A 19,334-nucleotide genomic window follows, 5' to 3' on the forward strand; every position below is an offset into this window, starting at 1 on the left:
ACTAAAAAACCGGACAATGTCCGGTTTTTTTATGCCCTCAGTTTTTCGCCTTGGCCGCCGCTTCCTTCAACTCCTTGAGCCGCGCCTCGATCAACTGGCACTTGTCCGGAAACTTCGCGCTTTCGGTGTCCAGGTCCATCTGCTGCAGTTCGTCGTTGATTTCCTTGGCCTTGGTCGGGTTCTGCTGGGTGAGGGTGCTGACCTCCTTGGCCAGTTGTTCGCGTTTTTGCGTGGCTTCTTCCGGGGTACAGGCCCAGGCGGGCAAGGCGCTCAACAGGGTGGCGGCGACAGCCAGTTGCATCAGGGTTTTCATGGGGTAGACCTCCTTGGCGGTGATACCCGGTTGAGGGCACCGGCCGGCGAAAAGTTCAGTGCAATCACGCCCGTCGACCCGGCTGAACGGCGCCCGCACCCACAGGTCACAACCTTTGAAGGCAGCCAGCCGGTGTGCCTGCAGGAGGATTGAGGATGAGCACTTACAATTGGGATCTGATCGAACGTCTGTTGCATGAAGTGCAAAACGGCGAGGGCAGCTTTGCCCCGCGCAAATATGCCGAACAGGAAGCCGCCGAGAAGGCCACGGCGGGTGAGTTCAACGGTGACCTTGATGCGCTGAAGAAGACTGCCGCCGACTACGAGGCATTGTTGTTCAAGCGCGGCTTTATCGAGTCCCGGCCCGAGGATGAGGGCGGCAACGGTGAGAACTTCATTTTGACGCCGCTGGGTGCGCGGTTGCTGGCGCTGATCGACAGCTCCATCCCGGGTAACAATCATCCGCGCCAGGTGCTGGACGAGCAGGCTGACGCGCTGGACCCGGCGACGTTCGAGGTGGTGGCCTCCAAGGCGCAGATCGCCTGAGCACGCGCAAACTGTCAAATAGGTAATCTGGCGCTAAGCCAACTGACAGGCGCCGGTCCCTACTCTGCGGTCATTCAATTGACGGGAATGGAATCGGCATGCACTCCAACACTTCTCGACGAACCTTCGTCAAAGGCTTGGCTGCGGCCGGCCTGCTGGGTGGCGCAGGCCTGTGGCGGCCACCGGTCTGGGCCCTGGCCAGCCCCGGGGAGCCAGGTGTGCTGGCGGGCCGCGAGTTCGAGCTGTCTATCGGCCAGACTGCGGTCAATATCACCGGCCACGTGCGCACCGCGCTGACGATCAACGGCAGCCTGCCGGGCCCGCTGCTGCGCTGGCGTGAAGGCGATACCGTGACCCTGCGCGTGCGCAATCGCCTGGCGCAGCCGACGTCGATCCACTGGCATGGGATTATCCTGCCGGCCAATATGGATGGCGTGCCGGGCCTGAGTTTCAAGGGGATCGAGCCGGGCGGGGTGTATGTCTACCAGTTCAAGGTCAACCAGCACGGCACCTACTGGTATCACAGCCACTCCGGGTTCCAGGAGCAACAAGGGGTCTATGGCCCGCTGGTGATCGATCCGCGGGAGCCGGAACCCTTCACCTACCAGCGCGACTATGTGGTGATGCTCACGGACTGGACCGATGAAGATCCCGCCAGCCTGATGAAGACCCTGAAGAAACAGTCCGATTACTACAACTTCCATAAACCCACGGTGGGCGACTTCATCAAGGATGTGGCCGACAAGGGCTGGTCGGCCACCGCTGCCGACCGTCTGATGTGGGCGCAAATGAAGATGAATCCCACGGACTTGGCGGATGTCAGCGGCGCGACCTACACCTTCTTGATGAACGGCCAGCCACCTGCGCAAAACTGGACCGGGCTGTTTCGCGCCGGTGAGAAGATCCGTCTGCGGTTGATCAACGGTTCGGCCATGACCTACTTCGATGTGCGTATTCCGGGCCTGAAGATGACGGTGGTGGCTGCCGATGGCCAGCCGGTAAAACCGATCCGCGTGGACGAGTTGCGCATCGCCGTGGCCGAGACCTACGACGTGCTCGTCGAACCGAGCGCCGCCGCCTACACCCTGTTCGCCCAATCCATGGACCGCACCGGCTACGCCAGCGGCACTCTCAGCCGCCAGCCGGGCTTGCGGGCGCCGGTTCCCGCGCTGGACCCGCGCCCCTGGTTGACCATGGACGACATGGGCATGGGCGGCATGGATCACGGTGCCACGGGGGCTATGCCTGGCATGGACCACAGTGCGATGCCCGGTATGGGCCACGGCGCAATGGCAGGGATGGCGATGCCGATGCAAGGCCACCCGGCCAGCGAAACCAATAACCCGCTGGTGGACATGCAGGCCATGAGCACCTCACCCAAGCTCGATGATCCGGGTATGGGCCTGCGCAACAACGGGCGCAGGGTCCTGACCTATGCCGACTTGCGCAGCAGCTTTGCCGACCCCGATGGCCGCGAACCCGGCCGTACCATCGAGTTGCACCTGACCGGGCATATGGAGAAGTTCGCCTGGTCCTTCGACGGGGTGAAGTTCTCCGATGCCGAGCCGCTGCGGCTGACCTATGGCGAGCGCGTGCGGCTGGTGCTGGTCAACGACACCATGATGACCCACCCCATCCATCTGCATGGCATGTGGAGCGACCTGGAAGACGAAAACGGCCAGTTCATGGTGCGCAAACACACCATCGATATGCCGCCAGGTTCCCGCCGCAGCTACCGGGTGACGGCCGATGCCCTGGGGCGCTGGGCCTTCCACTGTCATCTGCTGTACCACATGGAAATGGGCATGTTCCGTGAAGTCCGGGTGCAAGAGTGAGGAGCCGAACATGAACCCTCTATTTCGCCGCGTTGCGCTGCTGATTACGACATTCGCCCCCGTAGCGCTGGCCCACAGCCAGATGCACGGCATGACGCCGCCCAGCCAGAGCCGCACGCCGATCCCGCTGCTGACCGATGCCGACCGCGCAGCGGTGTACGACGCGCCGGGTGGGCATGTGGTGCATGACAGCGCTATCAACTCACTGTTTGTGATCAACCAGCTGGAATGGCAGGGGGCCGGCGATGGCCATGCCGTGAGCTGGGATGCCAAGGGTTGGGTCGGCGGGGACATCGACCGCCTATGGCTGCGCAGCGAGGGCGAGCGCCCCAAGGGCAATACCGAAAAGGCCGAGGTCCAGGCGTTATGGGGCCACGCCATTAGCCCCTGGTGGGATGTAGTGGCCGGTATGCGCCAGGATTTCAAGCCGGGCGACAGCCAGAGCTGGGCGGCGCTGGGCCTGCAAGGCATGGCCCTGTACAACTTCGAGGCCGAGGCCACGCTGTTTGTCGGTGAAGGTGGCCAGACTGCCGCGCGCCTGGAGGGCGACTACGACATTTTGCTGAGCAATCGCCTGGTGCTGCAGCCCACCGCCGAGGCCAACGTCTACGGGAAAAACGACCCTCAGAGGAGGATTGGTTCCGGCCTTGCGAACACCGAGGTCGGGGTGCGGCTGCGTTACGAAATCCGCCGCGAGTTTGCCCCTTATGTCGGCGTGACCTGGAATCGCGCCTATGGCCAGACGGCCGAATACGCCAGGGATGAGGGCGAGGACCGCAGTGAAGTGCGCTGGGTCCTGGGCGTGCGCCTGTGGTTCTGAGGGCGCTGCAGTCGCCTAGGCCGCGCTGCCCTTGAGGCACTTGAGTGACTGGAAGTCGCTGCGCACCTTATCGATCCGCTGCACCAGCTTCTGGCGTTGCTGCACGGTGCTTTCGGCCATCAAGTCCACCAGCAGGCTGCGGGCCGCCGCTTCGGTCTGGGCGTAGGCCTGGCGATAGTCCGCCGTCCACAGGCTTTCACGGTCCACCAGCAGTTGCTCCATCTTGCGCGGGAAATCGCTATTGGCCCGTTGATTGACTGCCGCGATGAACTGCGCCTGCCAATGGGCGCGGTTGCCGATCCATTGCTGGTTCTGCGCACCGAGGGCGGTGGACCAGGCCCGCACACGCTCCTGCTGGCTGATGCTCAACGGGCCAAGCCAGGCATTCAGGCGTTCGCTCATGCGCTCGCTGCGGTCCTTGATCTGCTGTTCCAAGGGCGGCTTGAGGTATTCGTCCTGGCGTTTGCGCAGGTCCTTGGCCAGCGCTCGATCCATCTCGCGCACCTGCTGCTCATCCAGCCCGCGCAGCAACTCGATGGCTGACGGGGTGATCTGCCGGGCGACGTCGGCGATTGCCAGCTTGGCTTCGAGGGTGCGGGTTTGCAGGGCGGCATCGCTGACTTGATGGTTGTCGACCATCTGTTGCAGGCGGTCGAGCCAGTCCAGGTAGCCGGGCAATTGGGTGGTGCAGTGCCAGGCCAGGTGTTCCTTGAGGGTGTCGTTGAACCAGCTTTTCTGCCCGGCGTTCATGTCCAGGTAGTCGTTGAGTGTCCAGGGGATGATCACATCGAGATTGCGATAGGCCAGGCCCACGCGATTGCAGCCGGCCAGCAGGACGCTCAGGGCCAGCAAGGCCACCAGGATTCTTAACCGACGCAGCATGGGCGAGTCCTTGCACAGACCAGGGATGTTTATCTGAACCCGCCGGGGGCGTGACAGTTCAGCCCATCAATAAAACGACCGCTCGGCCTTTAGGGTCAACAGGCCATCACATTGCGAATTGTGTCCGGAGTAGGCCGAGCAGTCGCTGCCGTTGAGGCTGGAGTCGCTGTAGATCAGGTCCAGGTCCATGCCCATCCATGGCCGCGAGAATTTCACCGACCAGTCGCTGAAGCTGCGGATTGAGCCGCCCTCCACCGAGGCTGGGGCGCCCAACTGATGAGTGGTGTACTTCATGCTCACGCCAATGCCGAAGGGTTGGGTCCCGCCCAGGTCGGCAAACAGGGTGCTGTCGCGCCGGTCGGGGTCGTTGCCCAGTGACACGCCAAACCGATTGCCCAGCAGGTTCAGGCCGCCGTAGAACTCCTGGCTGTCGAGGGGGCTGAGCTTGGGGTAGCTGTAGTGAATCATCCCCAGCTCATAGCCCAGGGTCTGGTCGAACGGGCGCTTGAAGCCCATGTAGGAATCGACTTCGAGGTTGCTGGCGGGCGACAGGCCCATGCTCGGTGAAAACTGGCCGAAATACAGGCCGCTGGCGTGGGTGAGGTCGAGGCCGCCGTGGAACGAGTTGCTGCCCGGAGCGGTGGGTTTGACCAGGCCCTGGGCCATGCTGCGGCTGGGGGTGGTTCCCAGTTTCAAGTCGAAGTCGCCCAGTTCACGCTGGAAAACCTGCGCTTGGGCGAGGGGGCTGGCGAGCAGGGCGCTGACCAGGAATATGCAGGGCTTGAGCATGCGTCACTCCATGAAAAGCGAGGAGCAGTAACCGAAGGAATCGGGCAAACGCCCGTTCTAGAGGTGTGCAAGCATACCGGCGAAAGTCCGGGGTTGAGGCCCGTTCGTCGATTGGCGCAGTTGAATGTGTGTCAGGGGGAGGTTGCTTGCTCTAGTCCTAGCGCCTTGATGGCAAGGCGCTTAGGGACCAGGTGGGGTGCGTAGGCGGCTGCGCGCTTACTTTTTACCCAGGGTGATCTGCTTGGACGGGCCGAAAGTCTGGCCGCTCACGCCCTTGGCGATCTGCTGGATTTCGCCACCGGACTTGAGGAACGCGGCGATTTGGTTGTTGATCGATTCGCTGGTTTCAACGGCGGGAGCTGGCTTTGCTTTGCTGTTGGATGCTTTTACGCGCATGGCGGCCACTAACCTGTAGAAAATTAACTTGGCCAGGCATCGTACATGAAAAGCTTGACAATTGCTTGGTAAATATCTCCCAGGAATAAGCTGCGCTATTATAAAAGCCCGAAGTTGGTCTTTGATCGAAGGCCCTAACTCGCTGTTTTAAATAGAAACCATGGGTAAAAACAGCACCTGGCCATTGCTGCACAGCTCGGGCTTGACCTGACGAGCGGGGCAATTGCCCACAACTGCCCGGCAAACCCGCGATTTTTCAGGGTTGCGCGCCCGGACACGGGACCGCCGCCTTCAACTCGGGTAGAATGCCGCCCACGCAATGAGGGTATTGGAAATGGCTTTAGTCGGGCGCTACAACAGTTTGCAAGTGGTTAAACACACTAACTTTGGTTTGTATCTGGACGGTGCGCAAGATGGCGAAATCCTCTTGCCCAATCGTTATATTCCCAAAGATATTCCCAGTGAAGATGAAGACTGGCTTAACGTTTTTATTTATCTGGACAGCGATGACAAACTTATCGCCACCACTGAAAAACCAAAAGTGCAGGTGGGTGAGTTTGCCAGCCTGAAAGTGGTCGAAGTCAACAGTATCGGGGTGTTCCTCGACTGGGGCCTGCCCAAGGACCTGCTGCTGCCTTACTCCGAGGAAAAGCGCCAACTGACCGCCGGTGAATACTGCGTGGTGCACGTCTACCTCGACAAACACACCAAGCGCATCACCGCCACCGCGCGCCTGGACCGTTACCTGGACAAGACGCCGGCCAACTACACCGTGGGTCAGGAAGTCGACTTGCTGGTTGCCGAAGCCACTGATATGGGCTTCAAGGCAATTATCAACAACAAGCACTGGGGCCTGATCCACAAGAACGAAGTGTTCAAGTTCCTGCGTCCGGGCAAGGAAGAGAAGGGCTTCATCAAGGAAATCCGCGCCGATGGCAATATCAGCCTGAGCCTGCAGCCGGTCGGCGAGCAAGCGGCGTCCAGCCTGAACTCGAAGATCCTCGCCAAGTTGCGTGAAAACAACGGCAGCCTGCCGGTCAGCGACAAGAGCGATCCGACCGTGATCAGCAACTTGTTTGGCGTGAGCAAGGGCAACTTCAAGAAGGCCATTGGTGCGCTGTACAAGCAGGGTCAGATCGTGATTCATGCCGATCGCATTGAACTAAGCTGACTGCAAGCTGCTCTTGGGTAGGAGTCGCTATCGCCGGCAAGCCGGCTCCTACAGTAGGATGTCGCCATGGGCAAAAAAGTCGTGTTTGCTTACTTCGGCACGTTATTGGCTTTTTTGGTGCTCGATGGCCTCTGGCTTGGCGTGTTGATGGGGCCGACCTACAAGGCCTTGCTGGGGCCGCTGATGCTGGAACAACCGCGATGGCTGCCGGCGGCGCTGTTCTACTTCCTTTATGTATTGGGCTGTGTAGCCTTTGTGGTGGTGCCGGCGCTGGCCAGTGGAGGCTGGCAACGGGCCGCCCGCCTGGGCGCGTTGCTCGGGTTGGTCGCCTATGGCACCTATGACCTGAGCAACTGGGCGACCTTGCAAGGCTGGTCTGCGGGCCTCGCATTGATGGACATGGCGTGGGGCACCTGCCTCACGGCGGCCTGTTGCTTGTTGGGGTACGGGGCGGCGCGCCGCGTCAGCGGCTGACCCGCGCCCGGCAATCAATCAGTGCCCGGGCAGGTCGAAGCAGCAATGCGCCGGCCAGTATCAGGCCGCTGCCCGCCACCATCAGTGCCGGTTGCAAGCCGCCGCTCAGGTGACTGCTTAACGAGGCCAGCAACGGCCCACTCAACTGGCCCAGGGCAAAGCACGCCGTCAGCAACCCCGTGCCGCGTTGCGCCGCGTGGGGCGCGATTTCTCGCAGGCGTTGCATCACCAGTTGCATGCACGCCAGGAACGGCAGCCCGCAGAGCACGACGCCCAGGGCCAAACCCACGCCATTGCCCAACAAACACGCGAAGACGCCAGCCGCTTGCAGCCATAGTGTGGCCATCAACCAGTAGCGCGTGGTGTCGGGGTTGGGCTTGCGCAGGCTGACCAGCAACACGCCCAGGGCCGCCGCCAAGCCAAAGCATGGCCAGAACAGGTCTGCCTGCCAGGCGCCCTGGAACTGCGCGCTGGCCATTTGCGACAGGAAGGTGGCGGGAATGATGTAGCCCAGGCCATACAGCAGGTAAACCCAGCCCAGATGCGCGATGCTGGCGTTGCGCCCGGCAGCGGCGCTGCTTTGTAGCGCCTCCCTGTGCGGTTTGGGCAGCAATGGCAGGATCACCAGCAACATGCCCAGAGCGACCACGCCATACACCAGCCACAGCGTCGCCGAATCCTTGCCCAGCAGGTTGGAGGCCAGTGCCAGCAATCCCGTCAGCAGGATCCCCAGCCCCGGCCCGGCAAACACCAATGCGCCCAGCCGCGGGCGCCCGGCGGCAATCGCCAGGGGTTGGCTCAGGCCGGTAATCATCACCAGCACCCAGGCGCTGGCCACGCCCGTGCCAAAGCGCAGCAGCAGGTGCGACCAGAAGCCGTTGGCCCAGAACGACGCCAGGGTCAGCAGCACACACAACCACAACCCGCCGAGCAACCGCCCGCGTATGTGGTGATGACTGCGCGCGAACATCGAGTCCACGGCCCCCACGAAGTAGCCCAGGTAGTTGGCTGCGGCGATCAGCCCGGCCTCGGTCAGGTCGATTTGCCCTTCGCTGAGCAAGTGCGGCATCTGTGGGGTAAGGGCGAAGCGGCCAATGCCCATGGCCATCATCAGGGCGATAAAACTGGCGAGTAAACGGATCAGGGGAGACATGGGGCACCTTCCTGCAGAAGCGATGACCCCAGGTTAAGGTGGATTGTTGTTCAGTAAAAATGAATAATGCTGAGTAACTTGTTCAGTTAAGGAGAATGGTCGTGGAGTTCAGCCAATTGCGTATTTTCCAGGCCGTGGCCGAGGAGGGCTCCATCACCCGTGCTGCAGAGCGTCTGCACCGGGTGCCGTCGAACCTTTCGACCCGGCTCAAGCAAATGGAAGAGCAATTGGGTGTCGAGTTGTTCGTGCGCGAGCGCCAGCGCCTGCAACTGTCGCCCGCGGGCAAGGTGCTGCTCGACTACAGCACGCGGCTGTTGGCCCTGCATGATGAAGCGCACGGCGCCGTGCAGGGCGGGCAGCCGGCCGGGGACTTTGTGCTGGGCAGCATGTACAGCACCGCCGCGATCCATTTGCCAAAACTGCTGGCGCGCTATCACAAGGCTTACCCGATGGTGAACCTGCAAGTGCAGTCGGCGCCCAGTGGCGAGCTGCTCGAGGGCCTGATCACCGGGCGCCTGGATGCGGCATTGGTGGATGGCCCGCTGGCGTTGGCGACCCTGGATGGTGTGCCATTGTGCGAGGAACGTTTGCTGCTGATTTGCGAGGCGGACCACCCACCGGTACGCGGCCCGCAGGATGTGGCCGGGCGCGCGGTGTTCACCTTCCGACGCAGTTGTTCCTATCGGGCGCGCCTGGAGGCGTGGTTTTCCCACGATCGCGTGGCCATGGGCCGGGCCATCGAGATCGAGTCCTATCAAGGCATGCTTGCGTGCGTGATCGCCGGTTCCGGGGTCGCGTTGATGTCCGAGTCGATGCTCGACAGTCTGCCGGGCAAGGACAGTGTATCGATCCACCCCCTGGCCGAGCCATTTGCCCATGCCACCACCTGGCTGATGTGGCGCAAGGGCATGCTCGGCGCTAATCTCAACGCGTGGATTGACCTGCAGCAAGCGGGCAAGACGCGTCCAGAACAGCAGGCGCACGCGATTGCCTGACCACCCCGTCAGGATTTGTATCAATTCAGTAATGGTTCGTTGCGGTTTCAGGCAAGCATTGCGTAGGACTTAGTACTACTATCTGTAGGAAGCAGCCACAGAATTCCAGCTGCTCGGCACTACCCTCAAAGGGGGCACCATGAAAGAAAAACTGCAAAACTGGCTGCACGACCTCGGCGTCGCACTCGGCTTGATCGAGCCACCGCTGCAACCGGTGCCAATCCGCACCGATGACGAACAGCGCCGCCCGCGTCGCAGGTAAGTCCGCAAAAGCGCTCAGACACAGGGTTTGAGCGCGGTTGTAGGAGCACGCAACACCGCAGATTCGATGTGGGAGTGGGCTTGCTCGCGATTACGCTAAATCAGTCACTGAAAGTTTGACTGACCTACCGTAATCGCGGGCAAGCCCGCTCCCATTTTTTGTTTGGTGTTTATCGCACCCGCTCAAGCCAGCTTCACTCAGGCTGCGTCGGCCGCGGCCACCTCTGGCCGACGCGACAGCACACTCACCAGCACAAAACTCACCACACTCACGCCCAGGCTGTAGTAGATCGGTGTGTTTGCCTCCAAACCATCCTTGATCATGAACCCCAGGGATGTGACAAACCCCAATGCCATGGCGCTGATCGCGCCCGCCGTAGTGGCACGTTTCCAGTAGATCGCCCCGATCAATGGGATCAGCATGCCGCCAACCAGCAGGTTATAGGCCAGGGTCAGTGCGCTGATCACATCGCTGACCACCAGGGCGATAGCCAGCACGGCGCAGCCGGTCAGCAGGGTGAACAGGCGGTTGATGTTCAGGCTAGACTGCTTGCCGCCGCGCAGGCGCGGCAGCAGGTCCTCGGTAAGCACGGTGGATGCGGCGAGCAGGCCGGCGCTGGCGGTGGACATCATCGCCGCCAGGGCCGCCGCAATCACCAGGCCGCGCAGGCCATCGGGCAACGACAGTTTGACGATGGCGGCGAAGGCGTTGTTGACGTTGTCCAGGTCCGGGATCAGCACGTGGGCCGCCATGCCGATCAGGGCGCAGGCCAGGCCGTAGAGGATGCAGTAGAAACCGGCGAAGGTCCCCGCATACTGGGCGACCTTTGCGTCGCGGGCGGTAAATACCCGTTGCCAGATGTCCTGGCCGATCAGGATGCCGAAGAAGTAGATCATGAAGTAGGTGATGATGGTGTCCCAGCCGATGCTGGTGAAGCTGAAACTGGCCGCCGGCAGCTTGGCCACCAGCTCATCCCAGCCGCCTACGCGGTACAGGCAGATCGGCAGCAGGATAAACATCAGGCCGATGGTCTTGATCACGAACTGCACGATATCGGTCAGGGTCAGCGACCACATGCCGCCGATGGTCGAATACACCAGCACCACGCCACCGCCCAGCAGGATGGCAGCCCAGAACGGCAGGTCGAACATCACTTGCAATACGGTGCCAATCCCCAGGATCGAGGTCACCGCCAGCATCAGCGCGTAGGCCAGCATGATCAGGCCGCTGGCCTGGCGGGCCGTGGGGTTGTAGCGCTGCTCCAGGACCTGGGTCACGGTGAAGATTTTCAACTTGAGCAAGGGTTTGGCCAGAAACAGGTTCAGCGCAATGATCCCTGTGCCCAGCGCCGCGCACAGCCAGAAACCGGAAATGCCATGCACATAGCCCAGGCGCACGCTGCCCACCGTGGACGCGCCGCCCAGCACCGTCGCGGCCATGGTGCCCATGTACAGCGTCGGCCCCAGGTTGCGCCCGGCGACCAGGTAGTCTTCATGGGTCTTGGCCCGGCGCATGCCGAAATAGCCGAGCACAAGCATGCCGGCGGCGTAGATAAGTACGACGAACAGATCCAGGGCCATGGTGGCGCTTCTCCAGTTATTGTTTTTATTGACTGATCAGGTAGCGCTACATCAACGGTGCGTGACGCCCGGCAGTACGCAGAGCATTTCGTACAGCAGGTTGGCGCCCAGCAACGAGGTGTTGCCGGTGGTGTCGTAGGGCGGCGAAACCTCCACCAGGTCACAACCAATCAGGTCCAAGCCCTGGCAGCCACGGATGATCTCGATCGCCTGGATGGTGGTCAGCCCGCCGATTTCCGGGGTGCCGGTGCCCGGCGCCCAGGCCGGGTCGATGCCGTCGATGTCGAAGCTCAGGTACACCGGGCCACCGCCGACCTTCTCCCGGACTTCGGCCATCAACGGCGCGAGGGAGTGGTGCCAGCACTCTTCGGCCTGGACCACGCGAAACCCCTGTTTGCGGCTCCAGTTGAAGTCTTCGGCGGTATAGCCCTGGGCGCGCAGGCCGATTTGCACCACGCGGTCGCAATCGAGCAGGCCTTCTTCGACGGCCCGGCGGAAGGTGGTGCCGTGGGCGATTTTCTCGCCGAACATATGGTCGTTGACGTCGGCGTGGGCATCGATATGCACCAGCCCGACCTTGCCGTGCTTCTTGTGGATCGCCCGCAGGATCGGCAGGGTGATGGTATGGTCGCCGCCCAGGGTCAGCGGGATCACATCGTGCTTGAGGATCTCATCGTAGGACTCTTCGATGATGCGCACGGCGTCCAGCAGGTTGAAGGTGTTGATCGCCACATCGCCGATATCGGCCACCGACAGCGAGTCGAACGGCGCAGCGCCGGTGGCCATGTTGTAGGGGCGGATCATCACCGATTCGGCGCGGATTTCACGCGGCCCGAAGCGGGTGCCGGCGCGCAGTGAAGTGCCGATGTCCAGGGGCACACCGATAAAGGCCGCATCCAGGCCGGCGGCGGTTTGCAGGTGGGGCAGGCGCATCATGGTGGCGATGCCGGCAAAGCGCGGCATTTCGTTGCCGCCCAGTGGTTGGTGAAAGATCTTGTCCACGGCAGGGCCTCATCGTTGTTGTGGTTATCAGGGGTCGATTCTGCGAAATGTCAGACAAGGGAAGAATCGCTGTGGGGAAATACTTAGTTCAGATTTTTCTGAACTAATGCCTGGGGTAGACTCCACCGGGTTGCAAACCCTGTTCCCTGTAGGAGCGAGCGTGCTCGCGAAAAACGTTAACGATTACGCGGGCATTCAGAATGTACGCGGCGCTCTCAGGTTTTTCGCGAGCAAGCTCGCTCCTACAGGGAATGGGCCTGTCAGCCGATTTTTTGCCTGGAGGTTCCATGGCCAGCGCCTTGCCCGACCTGAAACTGTTGCGCATCTTCGCAAGCGTGGTGCGCCACCAAGGGTTTGCCAGTGCCCAGCACGAGCTCAACCTGTCGACCTCGGCCATCAGTACTTACATGAGCCAGCTGGAAGGCGCCTTGGGCCTGGTGTTGTGCCATCGCGGGCGTGGCGGCTTCAGCCTGACCAGCAAGGGTGAGTTGTTTCACCAGGAGACCCTGCGCCTACTGGGCGAACTGGAGGGCTTCGAGCAATACGCGGCGGCGCTCAAGGGCGAACTGCGCGGCACGCTCAAGCTGGGTGTGCTCGACTCCACGGTCAGCGACAAGGCCCTGCCATTCGCCGAAGTCATCGGCGCCTACAGCCTTGAGCACCCGGCGGTGCATCTGCACTTATCGGTCATGAGCCCCTACGAACTGCAACTGGGGGTGCAGGACAATCGCCTGGACCTCGCCATCGGCGCCTTCTCCAACCGCATGAGCGGCTTGGTCTACATGCCGCTGTACCGCGAACAGCACTGGCTCTATTGCAGCTCGCGGCATCCGCTGTTCAGCGAAAGGCGCATTCCGGAGCAGGTGATCACCCAGCAACGCATGGTCGGGCGCGGTTACTGGAGCCAGGCGGAACTGGCGCGCCACGGCTTCAAGCACAGCGCCGCCACCGTAGAAAGTATGGAGGCGCAGTTGATCCTGGTGCTGTCCGGCGCCTACATCGGCTATTTGCCCGAACACTACGCCCAGGCCTGGGCCGACAAGGGCGACTTGCGGGTGCTGCTGCCGGCGACCTTTGGCTACCAGGCGCCGTTTTCGCTGATCATGCGCCGTGGGCGCAGCCGCGAGCCGTTGATCCAGACCTTCCGCGATTTACTCAAAGCACAGCTCAATCAGGCCTGAACATGTCCAGACCCCAATGCCCCCGCTGCCTGCGGCCAACCACCCACTGCCTGTGCGCACTGATCCCGCGCCTCGACAGCCGCACCCGGGTGTTGCTGTTGCAGCATCCCAGCGAGGTCAACCATGCGCTCAACACCGCACGCCTGGCCGCGTTGGGCCTGGTGAATGCGCAACTGGTGGTAGGTGAAATATTCGAAGACTTGCAGACCTTGCTCAACCCGCCGGGTTATCAGGCGCGGCTGCTGTTTCCCGCCGAGGATGCGCCGCCTTTGCAGGCCTACAGCCCATCCAGTCAGCCGTTGCTGCTGGTGGTGCCCGACGGCACCTGGCGCAAGGCGCGCAAGTTGCTGCACCTCAACCCGCTGCTGGCGGCGTTGCCACGGGTGACGCTGGCTGAAGGGGCCGTGTCCCGCTACCGGCTGCGCAAGGCACCGGGGCCGGGGGCGCTGTCGACGGTGGAGGCGATCGTGCAGGCGTTGCAGGTGCTGGAGGCGCCGCAGTCATTCGAGCCCTTGTTGCGGCCGTTCGAGGCGCTGATCGAGGGGCAGATTGCGGCGATGGGGGAAGAGGTTTTCCAGCGCAATCATGGGGGTGACTAGCAGGGGCACCGAGGTGGGGCCATCGCTGGCAAGCCAGCTCCCACATTGACCGCGTTGCTCAAGACATGCGCGGTCAGTGTAGGAGCCGGCTTGCCGGCGATGGCGCCCACCCAAACACCGCTAACGCTCGCGCATCGCCTCCGTGCGTGCCTTCAACACCGGCTTGAGCAAGTAATCCAACACGCTTTTCTCCCCGGTAATGATGTCTACCGTCGCCACCATCCCCGGGATGATCAGCAGCGGTTTTTTCTCCCCACCCAGATGGTTCTTATCGGTGCGCACCTGGATCAGGTAGAAGCTGTTGCCCTTGTCGTCGGTAATTGTATCGGCGCCGATCAGTTCCAGTTTCGCCGCCAGCCCGCCGTAGATGGTGTAGTCATAGGCACTGAACTTGACCATCGCCTTCTGCCCCGGATGCAAGAACGCCACGTCCTGGGGCCGCACCTTGGCCTCGATCAGCAGGTTGTCTTCCAGCGGGACGATTTCCACCATGTCGCTGCCTGGCTGGACGACGCCGCCGATGGTGTTGACCTTCAATTGCTTGATCACCCCATGCACCGGCGAGACCACGGTGGTGCGGCTGACGCGGTCATCGATGGCGATGCTGGTGGCGGTGATTTTTGACAGGTCGGTGCGTTTTTCGTTGAGTTCCTTGGCGGCTTCCGAGCGGAAGGTCTGTACCGATTCGTCGATTTTGCTCTTGATCTCATTGATCGCCGATTCCGCCCGGGGGATCGCCAGGGTGGTGGCGTTCAGCGAACCGCGGATCTCCACGGCGCTACGTTTGAGGCGCAGGATTTCCACCGGCGATACCGCACCGGTGCCCACCAGGGGCGCCGACATGTTCATCTCTTGTTGCAACAGCGCCAGGCTGGAGCTGAATTGGCCCTGCTTGGAGCGAAACTCCGCCAGTTCCTGGGTTTTCTGCCGCAGTTGTTCACTCAAGGTCCGTTGCTCGCTGCTCAAGCGGCGCTGGCGTTGTTCGAACAGTGAACGTTCGTCTTCGGCCACTTGCGGGGCCTTGGCGATCACTTCATCGGACAATTTGAACGGCCGCCCCTCGGCCTCGGCCGACAGGCGCTCGACCTGGGCGGTGAGGGCATACCGGTCGACTTCGCTTTCGCCCTTGTTCGAGCGGAACCGCGTGTCGTCCAGTTGCAGCAGTTTGTCGCCCTTGTCCACCATCTGCCCTTCACGCACATAAATCTGGGTGACGATGCCACCCTCCAGGTTCTGGATCACTTGCACCTTGCTCGACGGGATGGCCTTGCCTTCGCCCATGGTTACTTCATCGAGTACGGCAAAGTTGGCCCATAGCAGGGCGCAGATGATCAGGCCGGCGGTCAGCCACACGATAATCCGTGAGCGGCGCGGCGAGTCCTGCAGCGCAGCGCCCGCCAGTTCGGGCATGAATTCGCTGTCGGCGGTTTTGCCAAAACTCTTGAAATAGCCCGGTGACGTGGGAGTGGCTGACATGGTGGGGCTCCTAGACGGCGGCCGAGCCGACACGGCCCTTGCGCAGAGCATCGATCACACTTTCTTTGGGACCATCGGCAACGATGCGGCCGTTGTCCAGCACGATCAGGCGGTCGACCAGGCTGAGCATCGAGGTGCGGTGTGTGACCAAGAGCAACGTCTTGCCCTTGACCCACAGTTCCAGGCGCTGGCGCAGAGTTTCTTCGCTGCTGTTGTCCATGGCGCTGGTGGGTTCGTCCAGCAGCAGGATCGGCGGGTCGAGCAGCAGCGCGCGGGCCAGCAACACCGCCTGGCGCTGGCCGCCGGACAGCAACTGCCCGCGCTCGCCCACCGGCCGGTCGAAGCCTTGAGGGTGCTGGCGGGCCAGTTCGCTGACACCGGTCAATTCGGCCACTTCGAGCATCCGCGCATCGCTGATGTAGCGCGCGCCCAGGGTCAGGTTGTCGCGCAGGCTGCCGGCCAACAGCGGCAGGTCATGGGCCACATAGCCGACTTGCTGGCGCAGGTCGGCCACATCCAATTGGCGCAGGTCGAGGCCATCGAGCAGCAACTGGCCTTCTTCTGGCGCGTAAAAACCCATCACCAGGCGGCCCAGGGTGCTTTTGCCCGAGCCGCTGCGGCCGATAATCCCCACGCGTTCGCCGGCCTTGAGCTGGAAACTGACCTGGCTCAGGGCCGGGGCATTTTGCCCGGCGTAGCGGAAGGTGACCTGGCTGACTTCCAGGGCGCCGCTCAGTTGCGTGCGTTCCAGTGGGCGCTGCTGCGGGTCGCGCTCCTGGGGCAGGGCCATCAGCGCGTCGGTGCTGCGCATGGTCAACTGCGCCTGCTGGTAGCGGGTGATCAACCCGGCGATCTGCCCCAGCGGCGCCAGTACCCGGCTGCCGAGCATGTAGGTGGCCACCAGCGCGCCGACGCTGAGGCTGCCGGCGATGATGCTGTAGACCCCGGCGACAATCGTGGCCATCCCGGAAAACTGCTGGATGAACAGCGTGCCATTGGTGGCCAGCGCCGAGAGGTTGCGCGCGTGGCTGTCGAGGCGGGTGAGGGCGCCGTGGGTGCTTTCCCACTGGTGCTGGCGCTCGCTTTCGGCGCTGCAGGCCTTGAGGGTTTCCAGGCCGCTGAGGGTTTCGATCAACAGCGCCTGGCGTTCGGCGCCCAGGCTCAGGCTTTTTTGCACGGTGTCGCGCAGGCGCGCCTGGATCAGCATCGCAAAGCCGATGGTCAGCGGGAACGCACACAACGGGATGATCACCAGCCAGCCGCCGAGCAGGCCGATCACCACCAGCATCAGCACGGCGAAAGGCAGGTCGATCAGGCTGGTGAGGGTCACGGCGGTGAGGAATTCGCGCAGGCCCTGGAAGTCATGGATGCTCTGGGCAAAACCGCCGATGGTCGCGGGGCGCGCTTTCATCGACATGCCGGTGATGCGCTCGAACAGGGTGGCGGAAAGAATCACATCGGTCTTTTTGCCGGCGGTGTCCAGCAGATGGGCGCGTACCACTCGCAGCACCAGCTCGAAGCCCGTGCCGATCAGCAGGCCGATCACCAGCACCCACAAGGTCGAGGTGGCCTGGTTCGGCACCACGCGGTCGTAGGTCTGCATGACGAACAGCGGCACCATCAGGCCCAGCAGGTTGATCAGCAAACTGGCGAGGATCGCATCGCTGTACAGCCAGCGCGACAGCTTCAGGGTGTCGCGAAACCACGCCTCGACCCGTGGCACCAGCGGCGCGCGCAGGTCTTCGATCTCGTGCCGGGGCCGGGCGAACAGGGCCTGGCCGCTGTAGGCCGCCTCGAGCTCCTCGCGGCTGACCCACTGTTCGCCGCCCTCGGCTTCGCTGGGCAGGATCAGCGCCTGGCCATCCTCGCCCCAGCGCCGCAGCACCGCGCAGCGGCCTTCTTTGAGCAGCAACAGCACTGGCAGGTTCAACGCCGAGATGGCCTTCAAGTCCCGGCGCAATACCCGCGCCTGCAAGCTGGCCCGGGCCGCCGCCCGTGGCAGCAAGTCCAGGCTCAGGCGTTGCTCTGCCAAGGGCAGGCCGGCGCTCAGGCTGGAGCGGCTGACGGTACAGCCGTGCAGCTTGCACAGGATCAGCAGGCCGTCGAGCAACGGGTCATCAAAGCTCTGGCGCGGGTCGACACCCGGGTTCAGCGGTTCCATCTGGCTCACGGCGATCTGCTCCACGTGTTGGCTACTTCAGGTCAGGCAGGTGGGCTTCGCTTCTGACTTCCGACTGGGCAATGGCTTCGGCCGGCACCACCACGCGCTCCTTGTTCAGCAACTCGCCCATGTTGGCCAGCACGCGGTACATGGAGAACTCTTCGGTGTAGCGCACTTCGGTGTAGCGCCGATTGGCGTTGTACAGCTCGTTTTCACTGTCCAACAGGTCCAGCAGGGTGCGTTGGCCCAAGCCGAACTGGTCCTGGTAGGCCGCGCGTACGCGCTGGGTGGTTTCGGCGTATTCGCGGGCGGTGGGGGTCTGGATGCGCGCGTTGTCCATGGCATGCCAGGCCAGGTTGAGGTTCTCGTTGAGCATGCGCAGGGCGTTGTTGCGGATGTCCATGGCCTGGTTGATCTTGTGCGAGTCCGACGCCAGGCGGGCCTTGTCGCTGCCGCCACGGAACAGGTTGTAGTTCATCACCACGCCCACCCGCCATTCGTTGTCGTGGCCCAGGTCGCCCTGCACATTGTTATTGGCACCCACCGCCGCCTCGGCATCGAAGCGTGGGTAGAACGGCGACTTGGCCACTTCGTACTGGCTCTCGGCGGCCATCACGTCGGACTGGGCCGATTTCAGATAGGGGTTGTTCTCCAGCATGCTGCGCCGGGCGCCGAGTTGGTCGCTGGGCAGTTCGCCCTTGATCGAGGCCGGGCTTTCCAGTTCGTCCGGCATGCGCCCGACCACGCTGTAGAAGTTCGATTCGGCGTCTTGCAGGTCGACCAGGGCGGTTTGGTAGTTGTTGTCTGCCAGGGCCCGGCGGGCGGTGGACTGATCGCGGTCAGCGGTACTGCCGATGCCGCGCTCGGTGCGCAGGCCAATCTGGTCGGTGACCCGCAGGTGCGCCTGCAGGTTGTTCTTGGCCAGTGTCAGCAGGTCGCGGCGCTTGAGCACTTCCAGGTACACCTCGACGGTGCGCAGGGCCAGGCTTTCGGCGGTGCCCCGGGTGTAATAGGCGCGGGAGTTGACCACCGCCCCGGTGCGCTGCACTTCGTTGGAGGTGTTGAAACCGTCGAACAGCATCTGACGCAGGCGCAGTTCCGACTGGGTGTAGTTGTCGGTCTCGGTGTGGTGGTTGCCGCCACGGGCGCGGGTGGTGCTGTTGTCGCTGTAACCGCGGCCGTAGGCGGCGTTGAGGTCGAGGCTGGGGTAGAAACCGCCCTTGGCGACTTTCACATCTTCATCAGCCGACAGCCGGCTATTACGGCTGGCATTGAGTTCCGGGTGAGTGTCCAGCGTGCTTTGGATCGCTTGGGTCAGCGACATCGCTTGGGTGTTGGTGCAGGCCATGGCGATCAGAATCGCGCTGCAGAGGGGGGTAAAGACGCGCATGGGTACCTCTCCTGTGTATCAATGTTGCTGGTCTGTCGCCATTTATTTGACGAATTTAAGGGGTCAAACCGTCTCAGGCTTGTAACAACAGAGCTAAGAACATTTGCGGGAGGACCTAAGAAGGATTTCTCATAATGGTTATGTCCAAAAAAACTTATGCGTTCTGCGCGAAGCAAGACATTGTTCAAAGCACAAGCCTTGAGTTATGTGCGCTTCGGCGCGTTTTGAGGCTCTTGGAAAGTTCAATCGCAAGTGCAAGCGGATGATGGGGTAGCGGAAAAAAGGGAATTTCAGGGTGACGGTTTTTTGT

19 protein-coding genes are annotated in these 19,334 nt (G+C 62.4%); 9 read left to right on the top strand and 10 right to left on the bottom strand.

Annotated elements, in window-relative coordinates; all coding sequences use genetic code 11:
- Nucleotides 1-37: 37 nt before the first annotated feature.
- Nucleotides 38-313 carry a hypothetical protein gene (locus HBO19_RS13890; protein ID WP_170043270.1) on the bottom strand — a complete coding sequence of 92 codons (276 nt, stop codon included), beginning with the start codon at nt 311-313 and terminating at the stop codon, nt 38-40.
- A gap of 155 nt (nt 314-468) precedes the next feature.
- Between HBO19_RS13890 and HBO19_RS13895 the strand changes: the two genes are divergently transcribed.
- The 3 genes from HBO19_RS13895 (at nt 469) to HBO19_RS13905 (ending at nt 3,513) form a co-directional block, all read left to right on the top strand.
- Nucleotides 469-858 (top strand): transcriptional regulator, encoded by a 390-nt coding sequence (locus HBO19_RS13895; RefSeq protein ID WP_169955607.1) that lies wholly within the window; start codon nt 469-471, stop codon nt 856-858.
- A gap of 98 nt (nt 859-956) precedes the next feature.
- Nucleotides 957-2,693 (top strand): copper resistance system multicopper oxidase, encoded by a 1,737-nt coding sequence (locus tag HBO19_RS13900; protein WP_170057697.1) that lies wholly within the window; start codon nt 957-959, stop codon nt 2,691-2,693.
- 10 nt (nt 2,694-2,703) lie between these two features.
- Complete coding sequence (locus HBO19_RS13905; RefSeq protein ID WP_170057698.1) at nt 2,704-3,513, top strand: copper resistance protein B; 810 nt, start codon at nt 2,704-2,706, stop codon at nt 3,511-3,513.
- 15 nt (nt 3,514-3,528) lie between these two features.
- Here the strand turns inward: HBO19_RS13905 and HBO19_RS13910 are convergent, their stop codons facing one another.
- The 3 genes from HBO19_RS13910 to HBO19_RS13920 form a co-directional block, all read right to left on the bottom strand.
- Nucleotides 3,529-4,395 (bottom strand): DUF6279 family lipoprotein, encoded by an 867-nt coding sequence (locus tag HBO19_RS13910; protein WP_170057699.1) that lies wholly within the window; start codon nt 4,393-4,395, stop codon nt 3,529-3,531.
- Between the two features lie 66 nt (nt 4,396-4,461).
- Nucleotides 4,462-5,184, bottom strand: a complete 723-nt coding sequence (locus tag HBO19_RS13915; protein WP_169955611.1) for a TorF family putative porin — start codon at nt 5,182-5,184, stop codon at nt 4,462-4,464.
- Between the two features lie 216 nt (nt 5,185-5,400).
- A complete protein-coding gene (locus HBO19_RS13920) occupies nt 5,401-5,580 on the bottom strand; it encodes a hypothetical protein (RefSeq protein WP_007946007.1) in 180 nt (59 codons plus the stop codon).
- Between the two features lie 334 nt (nt 5,581-5,914).
- On the opposite strand from HBO19_RS13920, the gene HBO19_RS13925 reads away from it, so the two are divergent.
- On the top strand, nt 5,915-6,751 hold the full coding sequence (locus HBO19_RS13925) for a S1-like domain-containing RNA-binding protein (RefSeq protein WP_038446825.1): 837 nt from the start codon (nt 5,915-5,917) through the stop codon (nt 6,749-6,751).
- A gap of 66 nt (nt 6,752-6,817) precedes the next feature.
- The gene (locus HBO19_RS13930; protein ID WP_170057700.1) at nt 6,818-7,225 is read left to right on the top strand and encodes a DUF2177 family protein; all 408 of its coding nucleotides are present in this window, start codon (nt 6,818-6,820) and stop codon (nt 7,223-7,225) included.
- Here HBO19_RS13930 and HBO19_RS13935 read toward each other — a convergent pair.
- The gene (locus tag HBO19_RS13935; RefSeq protein ID WP_170057701.1) at nt 7,215-8,378 is read right to left on the bottom strand and encodes a YbfB/YjiJ family MFS transporter; all 1,164 of its coding nucleotides are present in this window, start codon (nt 8,376-8,378) and stop codon (nt 7,215-7,217) included. The genes HBO19_RS13930 and HBO19_RS13935 overlap by 11 nt on opposite strands.
- A gap of 101 nt (nt 8,379-8,479) precedes the next feature.
- Between HBO19_RS13935 and HBO19_RS13940 the strand changes: the two genes are divergently transcribed.
- The gene (locus tag HBO19_RS13940; protein ID WP_170043276.1) at nt 8,480-9,373 is read left to right on the top strand and encodes a LysR family transcriptional regulator; all 894 of its coding nucleotides are present in this window, start codon (nt 8,480-8,482) and stop codon (nt 9,371-9,373) included.
- Nucleotides 9,374-9,512: 139 nt separating this feature from the next.
- A complete protein-coding gene (locus tag HBO19_RS28490) occupies nt 9,513-9,635 on the top strand; it encodes a PA1414 family protein (protein ID WP_003210728.1) in 123 nt (40 codons plus the stop codon).
- Nucleotides 9,636-9,832: 197 nt separating this feature from the next.
- On the opposite strand, the gene HBO19_RS13945 is transcribed toward HBO19_RS28490, so the two are convergent.
- Nucleotides 9,833-11,215 (bottom strand): sodium:solute symporter, encoded by a 1,383-nt coding sequence (locus HBO19_RS13945; protein WP_170043277.1) that lies wholly within the window; start codon nt 11,213-11,215, stop codon nt 9,833-9,835.
- A gap of 51 nt (nt 11,216-11,266) precedes the next feature.
- On the bottom strand, nt 11,267-12,217 hold the full coding sequence (gene speB / locus HBO19_RS13950) for an agmatinase (RefSeq protein WP_170043278.1): 951 nt from the start codon (nt 12,215-12,217) through the stop codon (nt 11,267-11,269).
- A gap of 287 nt (nt 12,218-12,504) precedes the next feature.
- On the opposite strand from speB, the gene HBO19_RS13955 reads away from it, so the two are divergent.
- Nucleotides 12,505-13,398 carry a LysR family transcriptional regulator gene (locus HBO19_RS13955; protein WP_169955617.1) on the top strand — a complete coding sequence of 298 codons (894 nt, stop codon included), beginning with the start codon at nt 12,505-12,507 and terminating at the stop codon, nt 13,396-13,398.
- 2 nt (nt 13,399-13,400) lie between these two features.
- On the top strand, nt 13,401-13,997 hold the full coding sequence (locus HBO19_RS13960) for a DTW domain-containing protein (RefSeq protein ID WP_170057702.1): 597 nt from the start codon (nt 13,401-13,403) through the stop codon (nt 13,995-13,997).
- 120 nt (nt 13,998-14,117) lie between these two features.
- Here HBO19_RS13960 and HBO19_RS13965 read toward each other — a convergent pair whose 3' ends face one another.
- From HBO19_RS13965 to HBO19_RS13975, 3 genes are read right to left on the bottom strand one after another with little or no spacing between them, the layout of a single operon-like run.
- Nucleotides 14,118-15,473 carry an HlyD family type I secretion periplasmic adaptor subunit gene (locus tag HBO19_RS13965; protein ID WP_169955619.1) on the bottom strand — a complete coding sequence of 452 codons (1,356 nt, stop codon included), beginning with the start codon at nt 15,471-15,473 and terminating at the stop codon, nt 14,118-14,120.
- 10 nt (nt 15,474-15,483) lie between these two features.
- The gene (locus HBO19_RS13970) at nt 15,484-17,643 is read right to left on the bottom strand and encodes a type I secretion system permease/ATPase (protein WP_169955620.1); all 2,160 of its coding nucleotides are present in this window, start codon (nt 17,641-17,643) and stop codon (nt 15,484-15,486) included.
- 22 nt (nt 17,644-17,665) lie between these two features.
- Complete coding sequence (locus HBO19_RS13975; RefSeq protein ID WP_169955621.1) at nt 17,666-19,024, bottom strand: TolC family outer membrane protein; 1,359 nt, start codon at nt 19,022-19,024, stop codon at nt 17,666-17,668.
- Between the last annotated feature and the right edge of the window lie 310 nt (nt 19,025-19,334).

The organism is Pseudomonas sp. WS 5021, assembly GCF_012985535.1.
GTDB lineage: Bacteria > Pseudomonadota > Gammaproteobacteria > Pseudomonadales > Pseudomonadaceae > Aquipseudomonas.

What these genes read in the sequence shown, in the direction of transcription:
- HBO19_RS13930 (WP_170057700.1), top strand. Translation starts at nt 6,818, where the DNA reads ATGGGCAAAAAAGTCGTGTTTGCTTACTTCGGCACGTTATTGGCTTTT.
- HBO19_RS13960 (WP_170057702.1), top strand. Translation starts at nt 13,401, where the DNA reads ATGTCCAGACCCCAATGCCCCCGCTGCCTGCGGCCAACCACCCACTGC.
- HBO19_RS13945 (WP_170043277.1), bottom strand. Translation starts at nt 11,215, where the DNA reads ATGGCCCTGGATCTGTTCGTCGTACTTATCTACGCCGCCGGCATGCTT.
- HBO19_RS13900 (WP_170057697.1), top strand. Translation starts at nt 957, where the DNA reads ATGCACTCCAACACTTCTCGACGAACCTTCGTCAAAGGCTTGGCTGCG.
- HBO19_RS13965 (WP_169955619.1), bottom strand. Translation starts at nt 15,473, where the DNA reads ATGTCAGCCACTCCCACGTCACCGGGCTATTTCAAGAGTTTTGGCAAA.
- HBO19_RS13955 (WP_169955617.1), top strand. Translation starts at nt 12,505, where the DNA reads ATGGCCAGCGCCTTGCCCGACCTGAAACTGTTGCGCATCTTCGCAAGC.
- HBO19_RS13975 (WP_169955621.1), bottom strand. Translation starts at nt 19,024, where the DNA reads ATGCGCGTCTTTACCCCCCTCTGCAGCGCGATTCTGATCGCCATGGCC.
- HBO19_RS13910 (WP_170057699.1), bottom strand. Translation starts at nt 4,395, where the DNA reads ATGCTGCGTCGGTTAAGAATCCTGGTGGCCTTGCTGGCCCTGAGCGTC.
- HBO19_RS13925 (WP_038446825.1), top strand. Translation starts at nt 5,915, where the DNA reads ATGGCTTTAGTCGGGCGCTACAACAGTTTGCAAGTGGTTAAACACACT.
- HBO19_RS28490 (WP_003210728.1), top strand. Translation starts at nt 9,513, where the DNA reads ATGAAAGAAAAACTGCAAAACTGGCTGCACGACCTCGGCGTCGCACTC.
- HBO19_RS13905 (WP_170057698.1), top strand. Translation starts at nt 2,704, where the DNA reads ATGAACCCTCTATTTCGCCGCGTTGCGCTGCTGATTACGACATTCGCC.
- HBO19_RS13935 (WP_170057701.1), bottom strand. Translation starts at nt 8,378, where the DNA reads ATGTCTCCCCTGATCCGTTTACTCGCCAGTTTTATCGCCCTGATGATG.
- HBO19_RS13895 (WP_169955607.1), top strand. Translation starts at nt 469, where the DNA reads ATGAGCACTTACAATTGGGATCTGATCGAACGTCTGTTGCATGAAGTG.
- HBO19_RS13890 (WP_170043270.1), bottom strand. Translation starts at nt 313, where the DNA reads ATGAAAACCCTGATGCAACTGGCTGTCGCCGCCACCCTGTTGAGCGCC.
- HBO19_RS13920 (WP_007946007.1), bottom strand. Translation starts at nt 5,580, where the DNA reads ATGCGCGTAAAAGCATCCAACAGCAAAGCAAAGCCAGCTCCCGCCGTT.
- HBO19_RS13915 (WP_169955611.1), bottom strand. Translation starts at nt 5,184, where the DNA reads ATGCTCAAGCCCTGCATATTCCTGGTCAGCGCCCTGCTCGCCAGCCCC.